Genomic DNA, 13,311 nt, shown 5'->3' on the forward strand with positions numbered 1-13,311 from the left:
CAGGGTGCGGGCTAAGCGGTTTTTGTCGCGATGGGAAACGATTCCAATCCTGTCGTCGGCCACGGCCCGCGCCAGCCGTCCTGGTAGCCGTAAATCATCATGTGGGCCGGCTCCGGCACGAACGCGCCGGCCGGTGCCGCGCAGCCGTCCGACCCGCCCGCGACTTGATCCACACCATCGGACACACCTGCCGCATGGCGTTTGCGCCAACACTTTGTTTCGCGGCGTTTATTAAATTTGTTAAACATGGGGAAATTGTGGCAAATTTGCCTCGCCCCGGTTTTGCCATGCGAAAGCGGCATGGCTGGCACACGATTTCATCTAGGTGGGAACGCCGGATACCGGTAAAATATCGGGATGACAACCCCGCCCTCCATCCGCTCCGCCGTCCTGCTGGCCTGTGCCCTTGCCGCCGCCGGGCCGGCCGCCGCCGCCGATGGAGCGCCGCCGCAGTCCTACCCGCCCGACTATTTCAAGCAATTCCAGGCCACGACGGCGATGGACATGGCGACCCGCCTGCCCGGCTTCGTCTTCGATGGCGGCAATGCGGCGCGCGGCGTGGCCGGCAACGTGCTCATCAACGGCAAGCGCCCGGCGTCCAAGACCGAGCCGCTCGGCGACGTGCTGGGCCGCATTCCGGCGGCGGCGGTCGAACGCATCGACGTCATCAACGGCGGCGCCGGCGGCATCGACATGCAGGGTTACCCGACCGTCGCCAACCTGGTGCTCAAGCAGATGGACCTGGTCTCGGCCAGCACCACCGCGTCGAGCTACCTGACGGCGGACGGCGACCTGACGCCCTCGCTGGAAGGCAATTACAGCCTGAAACGCGGCGACAAGAGCATCAACGTCACGCTCGGCTGGACGCGTTCGCCGGACACCTCGCAGGGCCAGGGCCGCAAAACGACGGTGTACGCCGGCCAGGTGCCGGCCACCGAGGTGACCATGGCCGGCGCCGGCACTTCCGGCAACAAGGTGGCCAAGTGGAGCTACGGCCAGGACCTGCTCGACGGCCAGCTGAGCTGGAACGGCGCGGTCAATCCCTGGACCTACCAGTCGCAGGCCCGCATCGACACCGAGACGGGTGCCCTGAACAGCAACGACAACGCCGGACGCACCATCGAACAGGGCCTGGCCTACACGCGCGACCTGGCGCCCGGCACCAGCCTGGACCTCAAGGCGCTGTACCGCACCTCCGAGGTGGACGCGGAGTCGACATTCTCGTCCAGCGGACACACGTCGTACGCGGTCACCACCGCCAACGCCACCGAACAGGTCCTCGCGGCCCAGATGAGCTGGCAGGCGTTGAACGGCGTCGTGCTGCGCGGCGGCATCGAGCGGGCCGTCAACACCAACGACAGCGCCAACGCCTACCAGGCCAACGCCGGCGCCGCAGCCGTGTCCACCGGCAGCGCCTGGGTGCAGGAGGAGCGGGTCGAGGGCCAGCTGTCGTCGGTATGGCAGTTCGACAATTCGCTCAACGCCGAAGCGGGCCTGAAAATTTCGCACGCCAGCTTGAGCGTGGGCGCCGACCAGCCCGACGCCAAAGCCCACTACTACCCCAAGCCGCGCCTGCGGCTGTCGATGTCGCCGACGCCGTCGCTGCAGTTGCGCCTGCGCCTGGAACGCGAGGTCAGCCAGGTCAACTTCGGCGACGCGGCGGCCTATTTCGGCATCGCCGACGAAACGCTGCGCGCCGACTACCCCGAGCTGGTGCCGGCCAAGACGTGGCTGTGCGAAGGCGCGCTGGAATACCGTTTCTGGGACCGCGGCGCCGCCGTGCTGAGCTACACGCAATCGCACATCAGCGACGTCATCGACCGCATGCCGATGCGCACGGCCAACGCCAACTTCGACGCCGCCGGCAATATCGGCGACGCCAGCGCCGACAGCGTCACCGGCATGCTGAACCTGCCCACCGACGACTGGGCCCTGCCGCAGGGGCTGCTCAAGCTGTCGACCACGTGGCGCTCGTCGTCGGTCACCGACCCGACCACGCAGGAGACGCGCCGCCTGTCCGGCGAGCAGCCGCTGGCGTGGCGCATCGAATTCTCGCAAGACTTGCCGCGACAGCGCACCGCCTGGGGCTTCTCGGTCGACAACGGCTGGAGCAACGACAGCTGGCAGATCGCCGACCGCGCCACCAGCAGCGGCAGCGGCTGGGCGCGCGCCTTCGTCAACTACCGGCCGGCGTCGAACGTGATGGTGACGCTTGAGTTGAACAACCTCACCAGCCGCACCATCTCCTACGACCGCACGCACTACACCGGCGACCGGCTGGCCGGCGGCGTCGATTTCGTCGAACACAATCTGACCCGCACCCAGCCGTTCGCGATGCTGCGCGTGCGCCGCGACTGGTAGGCGTCGCCGACCGACCGATACCGATTTTGCTATCGACGGCGCCAAATTTGGAATTGGCGTCCGTCGAGCTCCTCTGCTAGTTTCGAGTCCTATCCTGGCCGCGCACAAGAGCCAGATCATCCACCGGACAGGGGAGACAAATACCAATGAAACGACCCATCGCGCTGTCGGCGTTCACGCTGCTCGCCGCTTGCGCGGCCAACGCCGGCGCCGACACGCCACCGCCCGCCGGCCTCGACGCCATCGGCCACCTGGCGCCGGTCGCCGCCGCGCCCTCGGCTTCATTTTCTTATTCCCGGATCGGGCACGGCGTGCAGGTCCGCGTCGGTGGCATGGTCAAGAACGTGATCTTTTACGGCCCGGCGACGGTGCGCGTCAACACCACGCTCGATGAAAACTTTTGGCGCCATCCGAGCATCGTGGTGACCGGCAAGCCGGCCGACATCGCCTTCACAACGCGCGACGGTGCCGGCACCCTGACCCTGGAAAGCAAACTGCTGCACATCGTCATCGACAAGGCCAGCGGCGCCCTCAGCTTCCAGAACGCCGGGGGCAAGGTCTACACGCGGGAACGCCAGGCCGCGCCGCAGACGCTGAAAAAAATCGACATCGCCGGCGCCCCGACCTACGAGGCGGAGAACACCTTCACGCTCAAGCCCGACGAAGGCATCTACGGCCTGGGCTTCGTTGGCCAGGGCGCGCTCAATCGCCGCAACAAGGATCTGCTGCTGGTGCAGACCAATGTCGGCATCGTCATCCCGGTGATGATGTCGTCGGAGCGCTACGGCATCCTGTGGGACACCTACTCGAAGATGCGCTTCAAGGACACGCCCGACGGCGCCTCGCTGTGGGCGGAAAGCGCGCCGGGCGGCGTCGACTACTACTTCATGGGCGGCGACACGCTCGACGAAGTCGTGGCCGGTTACCGCGACCTGACCGGCGCGGCGCCGATGTACGCGAAGCAGGCCTTCGGTTTGTTCATGAGCAAGGAGCGCTACCAGACGCAGGCGCGCCTGCTGGAAGTGGCGCAAACCTTTCGCAACGAGCAGTTCCCGCTCGACTACATCGTGCAGGATTGGCAGTACTGGGGCAGCGACAAGGACGGCACCTGGAGGGCATGATCTGGAATCCGGAACGCTTCCCCGATCCGAAGGCCATGACCAAGGCGCTGCACGGCATGCATCTGAAGTTGATGGTGTCAATCTGGCCGTCGGTCGGCAACGACACGGCGCTCGCCAGGGAGCTCGACCAGCAAGGCCTGCGCTTCGAACCGCTGCACTGGATTTCGAAGAAGGCGCGCATCTACGACGCCTTCAGCCCCGAGGGGCGCAAGATCTACTTCAAGCACGTCAAAAAGGGCTTGCTCGACGTCGGCGTCGACGCGCTGTGGATGGACGGCACCGAAGTCGAGGTCGGCACGGCCGTCCACGACGCCGGTGAAACCGAACGCGACATCAAGGGCCTCGGCAACAACGCCATGGGCGACTTCACCCGCTACCTCAATCCTTACTCGCTGATGACCACGCTCGGCACCTACGAGGGGCAACGCGCCACCAGTAACCAGCGCGCCATGACCTTGACCCGTTCGGCCTGGGCCGGCGCGCAAAGAACCGCCGCCACCTCCTGGTCCGGCGACACCCGGGCCAGCTGGAAAACCTTGCAGGAACAAATCAACGGCGGCGTCAACGTCACCATCACCGGCAATCCGTACTGGACCCAGGACAACGGCGGCTTCTTCGTCAGCGGCTTCCCGGGCGGTGAAAAGAACGCCTCGTACCGCGAGCTGTACGCCCGCTGGCTGCAATATGCCGCCTTCAATCCGCTGATGCGCATCCACGGCACCGATATCGAGCGCGAACCCTATCTGTTCAAGCAATCCGATCCGGGGATGTACAAGTCGCTGCGCGACGCCGTCCACCTGCGCTACCGGCTGCTGCCCTACATCTACAGCCTGAGCTGGAAGGTCACCCACGACGGCTACACGATGATGCGCGCGCTGCCGATGGACTTCCCGGATGACAAGGGCGTGCGGGACATCAACGATGCCTTCCAGTTCGGGCCGTCGTTCCTGGTCCATCCGGTCACGCGCCAGATGTACCGCTTCCAGCCGCCGCCGCCGGCCACCGTTCCGGCCAGCGCGCTGCGCACGGCCGACGGCAAGCCGGGACTGGCCGGACAGTACTTCGAAGGCGCCGGTTTCGAGACGCCGAAGGGCAAGACGGTCGACGCCACCATCGACTTCCAATGGCCGGGGCCACCGCTGGCCGACATTCCGGCCGGTCTCGCCAGCCTGGACAACTTCTCCGCGCGCTGGAGCGGGTCCCTCGTGGCGCCGGAAGATGGCGAGTATGAGCTGGGCCTGGAAGGCGACGACGGCTTCCGCCTGTTCATCGACGGCAAGCTCGCCGCCGAGGACTGGAAAAATGGCGGCAAGCGCTACGCCGGCACCAAAGTCACGCTAAAGCGCGGCCAAAGCCTGCCGGTCAAGCTTGAATACTTCCAGGGCACGAACGAGCGCAACCTGCGGCTGGTGTGGCGCACGCCGTCGCAACTGGCGGCCGCGTCCAGGGATACCGGTAAGCCGGACACCACGATGCAGACCTACCTGCCGGCCGGCACCGACTGGTACGACTTCTGGACGCACGAGCGCTTCACCGGCGGCAAGACGGTGGACAAGGACGTGCCGCTCGACGTCTTCCCGCTCTACGTGCGCGCGGGGGCGATCGTGCCGATGGGGCCGGTGGTGCAATACGCGACCGAGCGGCCTGACGCGCCGTACGAGGTCCGCGTCTATCCCGGCGCCGACGGCAAGTTCACCGTCTACGAGGACGACAACGAAACCTACGACTACGAGAAAGGACGCTACGCGACCTACGACCTGACCTGGAACGACGCCGCCAAATCGCTCACCGTCGGCGCCCGCAAAGGCACCTATCCAAGCCTGGTCAAGACGCGCAGGCTCAATATCTTGTTGGTGAGCCCGAAGAACGCGACCAAGATCGAGCCGGCAACAGCGACGAAGTCGATTACCTATACCGGTAGACCCGTGTCGGTAAAGTTTTAGTCGTGAAGTTTAGCGTAGGGCTTCAACCTCGTCATTGGAATATCTCACCCGGGCATTCATAGATTCGCTACCCGCGTCAACCTTGCGCTGGCTAGAACTCCTCATCCGATTAGCTCGCTCCTGGTGAGCAAGCTTATATCGTCCTAAACTTTCGCTTGTGTTTAATGAACCACTCGGACTAATATCAATACAACAACGTCGTCATGGGAACAAGCAAAATGAAAACGCCACGGCCTTTAGAGCAACAAGGCAAACAGCCGGATTCCGCTACGGCCGGCGGCTCCTCAAATAATAGAACGGGGGGCGAAACGCGCTTTGTAGATCATCGCGCCTCTTCAGCTGCGCAACGGAAACCTCTAGTGGCAATCGAGCATGGGGCGCCCGAGTTTTACCAGAAAGCACGCGCAGACATGATCAGCAACAGTACCCGGGTAAAACGACAAACCGCGCAGATGGCGATGATACAGAACAGCCCCCGGATGGTGGTACAGCACAACAACCACATAGACGCGCCATTCGGCACAGCGGAACAGGGTCGACCGTGCCACCTGTGGCCAGGCCAGCGCGCCGCCCCCCCATCGACGGGGTCTGCCCAAGGGGCATTGCCGACAATCGAGCCAAAACAATCGCCAGAGAAATGTACTGACAGACCCAATAATACAGGCATTCCCGACCGGCTAAAATCCGGTATTGAAACCCTCTCTGGCGTATCGCTGGACCACGTCCAGGTTCACTACAATTCATCGGAGCCGGCCCAACTACATGCGCTTGCCTACGCACAGGGGAGCGATATTTTTCTGGGGCCGGGACAGGAGGAACATTTGCCGCACGAGGCTTGGCATGTGGTGCAGCAGGTACAAGGAAGGGTGAATCCAACCAGACAATTGGATCAAGGCGTCAGCATTAATGATGATGCAGGCTTGGAGCATGAAGCGGAGCTAATGGGAAACAAAAGTCTCTCAACAAAGCCATACAGTGCTTCTACCTCGTTAAACCCGGCGCGCGGCTCACCAGGAACGATTAGTGTAACCCAATGCCAAGTCGATATAAATTCCAAAAACAGATTTTCCAAAGGTGTCATGTCCATCACGCTGACCCCGTCGCTTCCCTCGGTTAAAGCAGTTATTAACTATCGCCCGAATCGAAATGCGAACAATGCCGATCCTATTCGCTTGATTCAGATCGTCAAAGCAAGCAATTCCGGCACCCCGACGGACTGGACCCGCACTCCCGAGAGGCGGCGCCACAAGACGATGACGCTTGAGTCAAGGGAAGCAGGCGTTGAAGCAGGCTGGTTCGTCGATCATTCGGCGAAACATGCAACACCTCGAACACATCCACATGACGAGCACGTGCCGGATGCTTACATCGATGCCAGTAAGGTCGATTTGGAAGAGACAAATTTGCCTCGGGCTGCGGCTGATGGGTCTGAGGCTGTTTCTAGGCCCAAGTCGATGTCGTTTGCGGACCTGGCAACAAAACATGCCGCGAATGTGTCGACGCCCACACCTGTGAATCAACACGGTCGCAAGCAGGGAAAACAGATTACCCCCGCTACCCTCACCGATTTCCCTGAATCCAGCGCCGCATACGAATTCAAGGCAGAAGTTATCGTTAAAGGCACAGAAAAGCTGAAGCAGAATGTCGACGGCGAAACACATGAGCTCCTTTATGGCAGTGCCACATGGGAATTCTCTACAGAAACCGACGAACATGGTGGCCAAAAAATGAAGACGTATTCCGCTCGATTCCGGGATGCGCCAAGTCCAAATTTTGGCGCCGCCGTTGATAAATACAATGAGGTGTACCGCAATCGATCTGCGAAAACCGCTCCAGAAAAGGTTGCTGCCCTTAAGGAGAAACTCGAGGAGGCTGCAACTACTGCCAACCATGAGCAATGGAGGTCGCTGAAGGAACAATACGACGCACTTGACGCTTTGCTAGAAGAAAATGCAACAGATGAGGATTTTTCCGCGCTGGATTCGAAATTCGGTTTGCCCGATTTTGACCAAAGTAGAAAACCGCGAGTTGAGCATAAGTGGCTTGATCCTGACGGAGAACAAGGCGACGATGAAGAAAAGGAAGACTGGGGCGACTTTCTCAGCGCCCGTCCTTAAGCCTTTCGGAGCTTTCCCGAAATGAAAAATCCGTTCGGTAGCAACGCGGAGCGATGCCTGAACCCGGGGCCGCTCTAATCGACAATGCCAATCCAGCGCGAGCCCTGCCGGCTGCTTTCCATCGCCGCCTCCATAAACTTCAGACCGGCAACGCCGTCATTAACATTCGGCATGCCTTGCGTTAGCTCCGGCATTGGCTGCCCGGCATTGATGGCGTGGATCTGCGCGGCGGCATCGCGGTATAGCTGCGCGAACGCTTCCAGATAACCCTCGGGATGGCCGGACGGTATGCGGGTGGCCGCGTCCGCCGCCGCGCTGCGCACCCGGCCGCGCGTCAGGCGCTGGGCGCAGCCGCCCTGCGGCGTGAGCCACAGTTCGTTCGGATTTTCCTGCTCGAAGCTGAGGCTGGCCTTGGTGCCGTACACGCGCAGGCGCAGGCCATTCTCGCAGCCGGTCGCCATTTGGCTGCTCCACAGCATCCCGCGCGCGCCGGTGGCGTAGCGCAGCATGACTTGCACATGATCGTCGAGCTTGCGGCCCGGCGTGAACGCGTGCAGCTCGGCCAGGATCTCGTTCGGCAGCATGCCGCAGACATAACCGGCCAGGTGATAGGCATGGCTGCCGATATCGCCCAGGCAGCCGTTCGGGCCGGCGCGCAGCGGATCATTGTGCCAATTGTTGCGCTGGTAGTCCTCGCTCTGGGTGGCCGCCTCTGCCAGCCAATCCTGCGGGTACTCTACGTGCACCAGACGGATCTCGCCGATCTCGCCCGCAGCCACCATGGCGCGGGCGTGCCGCACCATCGGATAGCCGGCGTAGACGTGGGTCAGCGCGAAGATCTTGTTGCGTTCGCGCGCCAGCGCCGCCAGCGCCTCGCCTTCGGCCAGCGAAATCGCCAGCGGCTTGTCGCAGATGACGTGGATGCCCGCCTCCAGGAAGGCGGTCGCCATCGGCGCGTGCAAATAGTTCGGCGTGACGATGGCGACCGCGTCGATGCCGTCCGGCCGCGCCGCTTCCGCGCGCGCCATCTCGTTGTAGTCCGCGTAGCTGCGGCCCGAGCCTAGCCGCAGGCCGGCGGCGCTGACGGCCGCCTTTTCCGGATTGCTGGACAGATTGGCCGCCACCAGTTCATAGCAATCGTCCAGGCGGCCGGCAATGCGGTGCACCGCGCCGATAAAGGCGCCGTCGCCGCCGCCCACCATGCCCAGCCGAAGTCGTCGTTGTACACTCATATCAGTTCTCCAGTCCCATCAGCGAGCGGACTTGTTGCAGGTCGGCGCCGCTGCCGGCAAAATCGTCGAATGCCCGCCCGGCCACGCGGATGATGTGGCTGCGGATGAAGTCCGCGCCTTCGCGCGCGCCGTCCTCCGGATGCTTGAGCGCGCATTCCCATTCCAGCACCGCCCAGCCTGGATAGTCGTATTGCGCCATCTTCGAGAAGATCGCCTTGAAGTCGATCTGGCCATCGCCCAGCGAGCGGAAGCGCCCTGCCCGCTCCTGCCAGCCCAGGTAGCCGCCGTAGACGCCCTGGCGTCCGTTGGGACGGAACTCGGCGTCCTTGACGTGGAAGGCCTTGATGCGCTCGTGATAGATATCGATAAAGGCGAGGTAGTCCAGCTGTTGCAGCACGAAATGGCTCGGGTCGTACAGAATGTTGGCGCGCTTATGGCCGCCGACCGCATCAAGGAAGCGCTCGAACGTCACGCCGTCGTGCAAGTCTTCGCCCGGATGCAGCTCGTAGCAGATATCGACGCCGGCGTCCTCGAAGGCGTTGAGGATCGGCAGCCAGCGGCGGCCCAGCTCGGCAAATGCCTCCTCGACCAGCCCGGCCGGGCGCTGCGGCCACGGATACAGGTACGGCCAGGCCAGCGCGCCGGAGAAGCTGACATGCGCAGCCAGGCCGAGGCGCTTGGACGCGCGGGCGGCGCGCAGCAACTGGTCGACGGCCCAGGCTTGGCGCGCCACCGGATTGCCGCGCACGTGCGCCGGCGCGAAGCCGTCGAACAGCGCGTCGTAGGCCGGATGCACGGCGACCAATTGGCCCTGCAGATGGGTCGACAGCTCGGATATCTGCAGGCCGTGCGAGGCCAGCAGCGCGACGATGCCGTCGCAATACGCCTGGCTGTCGGCGGCCTGCTCCAGGTCGAACAGGCGCGGATCGCACGGCAGCTGGATGGCTTTGTAGCCGAGGCCCGACGCCCAGCCGGCAAGGTTTTCGAGGCTGTCGAACGGGACGTCATCGCCCATGAACTGCGCCAGGAAGATGGCCGGTCCCTTGATGGTTTTCATGCTGAACTCCTGCGAAATACGCAAATTAATACGGCGAATCGGCGAAATAGAACTGCTTGGCGTTTTCACGCGTGATCAGCACCGATGGAATGACGGTCTTGGCCGGCAGCGCTTCGCCTTTGAGGCGGGCGGTGGCGGTCATCTTGATGGCGTCATAGATGAACTTCGGCGAATACGAAACGTTCGCCTGGATCAGCTTGTCGCCATCGATGATTTTCTTGACGGCGGTCTTGGCGCCGGCGCCGCCGAACACTTCCTTGATGTCGGTGCGCTTGGCTTGTTCGATGGCCTTGACCACGCCGATGGCCATGTCGTCGTCGGCCGCCCAGACCGCGTCGATCTGCTTGAAGCGGGTCAGATAATCCTGCATGACCTTGAAGGCGTCGTCGCGGTTCCAGTTGCCGTATTTGGTGTCGAGCACCTTGATGCCGGGATTGGCCTTCAGCGCGGCGTTGAAGGCGTCGACCCGCTCGTTGTCCAGGGTGCTGGGCATGCCGCGCAGGATGACGATATTGCCCTTGCCGCCCAGCTTCTTGGCCAGGTATTCGGCCGGCAACTTGCCGAAGGCGGTGTTGTCGCCCGCCACGTAGGCGTTCTGCGCCGCCGGATTGGTCAGGCCCCGATCGACCACGGTGACGTAGACGCCCTTGTTTTTCAATTGCATCACCGGCTGCGTCAGCGAGGCGGACTCCAGCGGGAAAATCACCAGCGCGTTGATCTTGTTCACCACCAGCATATCCTGCAGCTGGTTGGCCTGGTCCGGCGTGCTGGCGGCCGTCTTGATGATGACCTTGAGCGTCGGATTGGCCGCTTCCAATTCTTTCTTGGCCTGGTTGGCCCACCAGACGATGCCGCCGGTGAAGCCGTGGGTGGCGGTCGGGATCGCCACGCCGAGCGTGACTTTTTCGGCGGAGATGGCCGAGCCGGCGGTGACGGCCAGAAGGCAGGCGCCGACGATGCGTTTCATTGTGATCATTGTGTTCCCTATTAAAAATTAACGGCGGCCGCGCTGCAGGTAGGCGACGGTGATGATGACCACGCCCTGCACCGCGGCGTTGAGGTGGACGCTGATGATGCTGGTCAGGTTGACGATATTGCCGATGACCGACAATAGGATGGCGCCGATGACGGTGCCCATGATGCGTCCCGATCCGCCCTTGAGCGAAGTGCCGCCGACGACGACGGCGGCGATCGCCTCCAGCTCCCACAGGATGCCGGTGGTCGGCGTGGCCGAGCCCAGGCGCGGCACGTACAGGATGGTGGCGATGGCCACGCACACGCCCAGCAGCAAGTAGGTCAACACCTTGATCTTGTCGACGCGGATGGCGGCGTAGCTGGCGACCTGCTCGTTCGAGCCGATGGCCTGCACGTGCTGGCCGAACGCGGTGCGGTTCAGGATGACCGCGCCGCCGACGGCGACCAGCAGGAACACCAGCACCGGAATCGGCACGCCCAGCACGCTCTGGTAATAGACCGGGCTGTAGACGTCGGAGACGGTGCTGTCCAGAGTCAGCGCGCCGCCGTCGGACAGGTAGGTCAACGTGGCGCGGAAGATGCCGAGCGTACCCAGGGTGGCGATGAACGGCTCGATGCGTCCGCGCGTGACCAGCAGCCCGTGGGCGCCGCCCAGCACGCCGCCCATCAGCAGCGCCAGCGCGCAGCCCAGCAGCACCGTGGTCACCGGATCAAGCGGCTGCGCCGAAGCCGCGGCCGCGTTCATCAGCATGATCATGGCGCCGGCGATCAGCGCGGCCATCGAGCCGACCGACAAATCGATGCCGCCGGAGACGATAACGAAGGTCATGCCGACCGCGATGATGCCGATGAAGGCGGTGCGGGTGAGCACGTTCATCAGGTTTTCGACGGTGGCGAAATCGGGGTTCAACAGGCCGCCCGCGATACACAGCAGGATCAGCGCGACGACGGGGCCGTAGCCCCGGAAGCGCGACAGTCCCGGCAGTGCGAAGGGAACTTTAGTGGTGGGTGTCGGTTGCATGGGAGATCAATTCTTCTTCGGTGAGATGGTCGTGGTCCAGCATCGCTTGCAGCTTGCCGCCGTGCAGGATCGCCACGCGGTGGCACAGGCCGATCAGTTCGATCAGCTCGGACGAGATGACGATGACGGCCCGGCCCTCGGCCGCCAGGCGGTGGATCAGTTGGTAAATATCGCGCTTGGCGCCGACGTCGACGCCACGGGTTGGCTCGTCGAGCACGACCACGCGCGGATCGCTGTGCAGGTATTTGGCCAGCGCCAGCTTTTGCTGGTTGCCTCCGGACAGCGAGCCGGCCTTGCAGTCGATATCGCGCAAGCGGATGCCGAAATCGGCAATCGCCTTGTCCAGCGCGGCGCGGCCGCCTTTCAGGTCCAGCCACGGCCTGGAGTCGCGCTCCAAGGTCATCATGGTCAGGTTTTCGCGCAAGCCCAGGTTGACGTGCAGACCCTTGCCCTTGCGGTCTTCGCTCAGGTAGGTCAGGCCGTGCAGCATGGCCTGGCGCGGGTTGCGGATATCGACCGGCGCGCCGTCGATCTCGATCCGCGCCGACGAGCGCGGGCGCAAGCCCAGCAACGCCTCGAAGGCCTCGGTGCGGCCGGCGCCCACCAGGCCGCCGAAGCCGAGGATCTCCCCGGCGCGCACTTCGAAGCTCAGGTCGCGCACCCAGCCGGGAACGTTCAGTCCCTCGACCCTGAGCAGCGGCCTGGCGTCCGGCGCCGGCAACCGCTTGGCCGCGAACATGTCCGAGACGTCGCGCCCCACCATCAAATTCGCCATCTGGTGGCGGTCGATGTCGGCGGTCACGGCGCGCGTGACGAAGCGGCCGTCGCGCATCACCACCACCTCATCGGTGTTGGCTTCCATCTCGTCGAGCTTGTGCGAGATGTAGACGATGGTCACGCCCTCGGACTTGAGGCGCGCCATCAGCTCGAACAGCTTGCGCGTTTCGCCGGACGACAGGCTGGCGGTCGGCTCGTCCATGATCAGCAGGCGCGCCTTGCGGCTGAGCGCCTTGGCGATTTCCACCAGCTGTTTCTCGGCGACGATCAGCTCGGCCACCTTGGTGTCCGGACTGACGTCGAGCCCCACCTGTTCCAGGCAGGCGGCGGCGCCGTCGCGCATGGCCATGGTGTCGAGCAGCCAGCCCCTGGTTTTCTCGTGACCGAGGAAAATGTTTTGCGTGATCGTCAAATGCTCGGCCAGATTGAATTCCTGATGGATCAGCGCGATGCCCAGCGCCTCGGCCTGGCGCGCGTCGGCGAAGTCGCGCGCCGTGCCGTCGATCAGCAACTGGCCGCCGGTCGGCCGTTCGTAGCCGGCCAGGATCTTCATCAAGGTCGATTTGCCGGCGCCGTTCTCGCCCAGCAGGCCGTAGACGCGGCCCGGCTCGAGCGCGAAGTCGACCCCGTGCAGCACGCGCACCGGGCCGAACTCCTTGACGATGTGTTGAAAATGTACTGACAGACTCATCGGGTTCCCTGGACCG

10 protein-coding genes are annotated in these 13,311 nt (G+C 63.6%); 4 read left to right on the forward strand and 6 right to left on the reverse strand.

Going from position 1 to position 13,311, the window contains the following annotated elements; all coding sequences use genetic code 11:
- Positions 1 to 11: 11 nt before the first annotated feature.
- Positions 12 to 248, reverse strand: a complete 237-nt coding sequence (locus tag BMX85_RS29880; protein ID WP_143067862.1) for a hypothetical protein — start codon at positions 246 to 248, stop codon at positions 12 to 14.
- 109 nt (positions 249 to 357) lie between these two features.
- On the opposite strand from BMX85_RS29880, the gene BMX85_RS00355 reads away from it, so the two are divergent.
- The 4 genes from BMX85_RS00355 to BMX85_RS00365 all read left to right on the forward strand — a co-directional run bounded on the left by BMX85_RS00355 (position 358) and on the right by BMX85_RS00365 (position 7,542).
- Positions 358 to 2,361, forward strand: a complete 2,004-nt coding sequence (locus BMX85_RS00355) for a TonB-dependent receptor plug domain-containing protein (protein ID WP_090313553.1) — start codon at positions 358 to 360, stop codon at positions 2,359 to 2,361.
- A gap of 146 nt (positions 2,362 to 2,507) precedes the next feature.
- Positions 2,508 to 3,482 (forward strand): TIM-barrel domain-containing protein, encoded by a 975-nt coding sequence (locus BMX85_RS31275; RefSeq protein ID WP_218147285.1) that lies wholly within the window; start codon positions 2,508 to 2,510, stop codon positions 3,480 to 3,482.
- The gene (locus BMX85_RS31280) at positions 3,479 to 5,425 is read left to right on the forward strand and encodes a TIM-barrel domain-containing protein (protein WP_218147286.1); all 1,947 of its coding nucleotides are present in this window, start codon (positions 3,479 to 3,481) and stop codon (positions 5,423 to 5,425) included. The genes BMX85_RS31275 and BMX85_RS31280 overlap by 4 nt, the downstream gene beginning before the upstream one ends.
- 218 nt (positions 5,426 to 5,643) lie before the next feature.
- Positions 5,644 to 7,542: an eCIS core domain-containing protein gene (locus tag BMX85_RS00365; RefSeq protein WP_229210216.1), complete on the forward strand. Its 1,899-nt coding sequence runs from the start codon at positions 5,644 to 5,646 to the stop codon at positions 7,540 to 7,542.
- A 74-nt stretch (positions 7,543 to 7,616) separates the two neighbouring features.
- Here the strand turns inward: BMX85_RS00365 and BMX85_RS00370 are convergent, their stop codons facing one another.
- The 5 genes from BMX85_RS00370 to BMX85_RS00390 are packed head-to-tail and all read right to left on the reverse strand — an operon-like array spanning position 7,617 to position 13,295.
- Entirely contained in the window at positions 7,617 to 8,774 is a 1,158-nt protein-coding gene (locus BMX85_RS00370; RefSeq protein ID WP_090313557.1) for a Gfo/Idh/MocA family protein, read from the reverse strand.
- Between the two features lies 1 nt (position 8,775).
- Positions 8,776 to 9,831 carry a sugar phosphate isomerase/epimerase family protein gene (locus BMX85_RS00375; protein ID WP_090315085.1) on the reverse strand — a complete coding sequence of 352 codons (1,056 nt, stop codon included), beginning with the start codon at positions 9,829 to 9,831 and terminating at the stop codon, positions 8,776 to 8,778.
- 25 nt (positions 9,832 to 9,856) lie between these two features.
- Positions 9,857 to 10,807, reverse strand: coding sequence for a substrate-binding domain-containing protein (locus tag BMX85_RS00380; protein WP_090313559.1), 951 nt, complete (start codon positions 10,805 to 10,807; stop codon positions 9,857 to 9,859).
- Between the two features lie 18 nt (positions 10,808 to 10,825).
- On the reverse strand, positions 10,826 to 11,827 hold the full coding sequence (locus tag BMX85_RS00385; protein ID WP_090313561.1) for an ABC transporter permease: 1,002 nt from the start codon (positions 11,825 to 11,827) through the stop codon (positions 10,826 to 10,828).
- Positions 11,805 to 13,295 (reverse strand): sugar ABC transporter ATP-binding protein, encoded by a 1,491-nt coding sequence (locus tag BMX85_RS00390; protein WP_090313563.1) that lies wholly within the window; start codon positions 13,293 to 13,295, stop codon positions 11,805 to 11,807. Before BMX85_RS00390 ends, BMX85_RS00385 begins: the two co-directional genes overlap by 23 nt.
- Positions 13,296 to 13,311 lie beyond the last annotated feature (16 nt).

The organism is Duganella sp. CF517, from assembly GCF_900110275.1.
Taxonomy (GTDB): Bacteria; Pseudomonadota; Gammaproteobacteria; order Burkholderiales; family Burkholderiaceae_D; genus Rugamonas.

Excerpts from the sequence above, each read along its gene's own strand:
- BMX85_RS00365 (WP_229210216.1), top strand. The coding sequence starts at position 5,644 with ATGAAAACGCCACGGCCTTTAGAGCAACAAGGCAAACAGCCGGATTCC.
- BMX85_RS00390 (WP_090313563.1), bottom strand. The coding sequence starts at position 13,295 with ATGAGTCTGTCAGTACATTTTCAACACATCGTCAAGGAGTTCGGCCCG.
- BMX85_RS00375 (WP_090315085.1), bottom strand. The coding sequence starts at position 9,831 with ATGAAAACCATCAAGGGACCGGCCATCTTCCTGGCGCAGTTCATGGGC.
- BMX85_RS00380 (WP_090313559.1), bottom strand. The coding sequence starts at position 10,807 with ATGATCACAATGAAACGCATCGTCGGCGCCTGCCTTCTGGCCGTCACC.
- BMX85_RS31275 (WP_218147285.1), top strand. The coding sequence starts at position 2,508 with ATGAAACGACCCATCGCGCTGTCGGCGTTCACGCTGCTCGCCGCTTGC.
- BMX85_RS00385 (WP_090313561.1), bottom strand. The coding sequence starts at position 11,827 with ATGCAACCGACACCCACCACTAAAGTTCCCTTCGCACTGCCGGGACTG.
- BMX85_RS00355 (WP_090313553.1), top strand. The coding sequence starts at position 358 with ATGACAACCCCGCCCTCCATCCGCTCCGCCGTCCTGCTGGCCTGTGCC.
- BMX85_RS00370 (WP_090313557.1), bottom strand. The coding sequence starts at position 8,774 with ATGAGTGTACAACGACGACTTCGGCTGGGCATGGTGGGCGGCGGCGAC.
- BMX85_RS31280 (WP_218147286.1), top strand. The coding sequence starts at position 3,479 with ATGATCTGGAATCCGGAACGCTTCCCCGATCCGAAGGCCATGACCAAG.
- BMX85_RS29880 (WP_143067862.1), bottom strand. The coding sequence starts at position 248 with ATGTTTAACAAATTTAATAAACGCCGCGAAACAAAGTGTTGGCGCAAA.